Below are 2,138 nucleotides of genomic sequence, written 5' to 3' on the forward strand. Positions count from 1 at the left end.
CTTGTAGATTTCGTTTTCGGTTTAGAGTTGTTTTGTTTCTTATTATCACTCATATTAATTCGATTATATATTTTCAACTTTAAATTAGCCCCAACGGTCTCGGCTATACGTAGTGCGGGATTTCAAGGACTTCACTTTCCGTTTATAGTTAGTTTAATTAATTGCTTTCATTTCAGCACTTAATCCCGCATTACGTATAGCCATTGTTGGGTGTAGTTTTTTTATTCAATCTCCTTTTTAGATAGGTATTCATAGGTGTCTCAAAATATCTAAAGCTATAATGACTTATTACAAGACTAATTATAAGAATTAAAGTAGCAATATATAATTCATTTTCAATACCTAATAATTTATTGTTAAGCGGGTTAAAATATCTTATTACTAGTTGGTGATACATATAGATGCCAAAACTTATTTCACCAAGGTAAATTAGCCATTTATGAGATAATAATTTTGAGATTATCCCACTTTGAAAAGAAAAGACTAATATAATGTAGCTCATTGGTAACCAATAGTAAAATGAATATCGAGAGACTTTTGGAATCTCACTATGATAATAGAAAAATATTACAAATAATAAAACTGCGCTGATTTCAACATAGTTATAATTTACCATTATTTTACTCTTTTTAATATGGACGTATAAATTGTATATCGACACTCCAATCGCAAAGTCAAATATTCTAACAAAAGGATTGATATAAAATAATTGATGATAGAATTCACTTGGTATTATTAAAGTTCCAATTGGAACCAAAAAAAAAATAAGTAAGAGTAGATACCATTTTTTCTTCAAGGAATAAATTAAGCCTATAATAAAAGGAAATAACAAGTAGAAAAACATTTCATTTGAAATGCTCCAAGATGGAGAATTAAAAGAAAAATAAATTTCTCTAATTGGAATAAAACTCTGTGTTAGACTAAGATTAGTAAGACTTTGAAGAATTAACTTACCTGATAATTCTGTACTATAAAAAAATAATGGTGTAGATATTATGAATGTAATAAAGTGAAGCGGATATATTCTTGCAAATCGAGCATTATAAAATTGTTTAATCGAATAGTCTTTTTTTAAGAATTTTTCTTGGTAATTATATGCAAGTATGAATCCGCTGAGTATAAAAAAGAAACTAACTCCTAAAGATCCTTCTTTCATTATGCTAAAATATACCCATTTCAAATTTTCAGAATTACTATTTTGGAAAAAGCTCAGATGTGATATAAAAACCATAAGTGCAAAAAAGAATCTGAGTGAAGTAAGAGGTTTTATCATAATTTATATCTAAAAAATATTTTTTTGGTTGATAATATTGCTTCTGAAACCGTAAATTACACCCAACGTTCTACGTATATGGTTTGTGGCGGGCAAAAATGCGCTAATTTATCGGCTAAGTTTTACGTTTCTAAAAATACAAAAATCTTTGGGTTTATCTCAAATTCCGCCATAAACTATATGCGCTGTTGTAGCACGTTATTTTTTCAGTTCAGTTGTCTCTATTAATTTGTCATTTTTGTACTTTTCGACCTTTAATGTGTCTCCCTTTTTGTCAAAATAGACCCAAATAGAGTCTTTTTTGTATTCGCTTTCTTCAGAATTCGTCGAATTCACTTTGTCTAATTTCCAAAATTTTCTAACGGCAGTCTGACCAGAATTATAAATCCACGTTTCGGTCTTTATTGTTATTCCATTTGTTGGATTATATCCTGTTCCGCTTAGTTGTATTTCAGGTCTTGTTAAAGCAGAAAATCCCCATATTGATAAAGGTGTGCATAAAATCAAAAAAACAATAGTCGAAATTCTCATTTTTTTATTGAACCATTTTTTTCGGTTTCTATATGCTAATATTCCAACAGTAACTAGAGTTGCAATCCAGAATACTGGAAAAATAATTATGTAAATCATTGCCCTTCCACCATTCAAAGTTTCAGAATGTTTAAAAAAGAGTAGATTGACTAATAAAAAACATATGGTAATAATTAATAATGTTTTATTCAGTTTCATATGTTTCTATTTCAGGAAAGTTCATTTTTATAATGTGCTACAACGTTTTTGTATAACCGCAGTTATTACGGACTTAAAAGTAGTGAATTTCAATTACAAAACCTAAGTGAGCAAATACGAGTTGATTCGGCTTGTA

2 protein-coding genes are annotated in these 2,138 nt (G+C 28.6%); both read right to left on the reverse strand.

Annotation, left to right across the window (positions count from 1 at the left end; translation table 11 throughout):
• Positions 1 to 190: 190 nt before the first annotated feature.
• On the reverse strand, positions 191 to 1,273 hold the full coding sequence (locus BUB82_RS11580) for an acyltransferase family protein (protein ID WP_073193785.1): 1,083 nt from the start codon (positions 1,271 to 1,273) through the stop codon (positions 191 to 193).
• Between the two features lie 198 nt (positions 1,274 to 1,471).
• A complete protein-coding gene (locus tag BUB82_RS11585) occupies positions 1,472 to 1,921 on the reverse strand; it encodes a hypothetical protein (RefSeq protein ID WP_143185698.1) in 450 nt (149 codons plus the stop codon).
• Between the last annotated feature and the right edge of the window lie 217 nt (positions 1,922 to 2,138).

This window comes from Psychroflexus salarius (genome assembly GCF_900129035.1).
Lineage (GTDB): Bacteria > Bacteroidota > Bacteroidia > Flavobacteriales > Flavobacteriaceae > Psychroflexus > Psychroflexus salarius.

Excerpts from the sequence above, each read along its gene's own strand:
- BUB82_RS11580 (WP_073193785.1), bottom strand. The coding sequence starts at position 1,273 with ATGATAAAACCTCTTACTTCACTCAGATTCTTTTTTGCACTTATGGTT.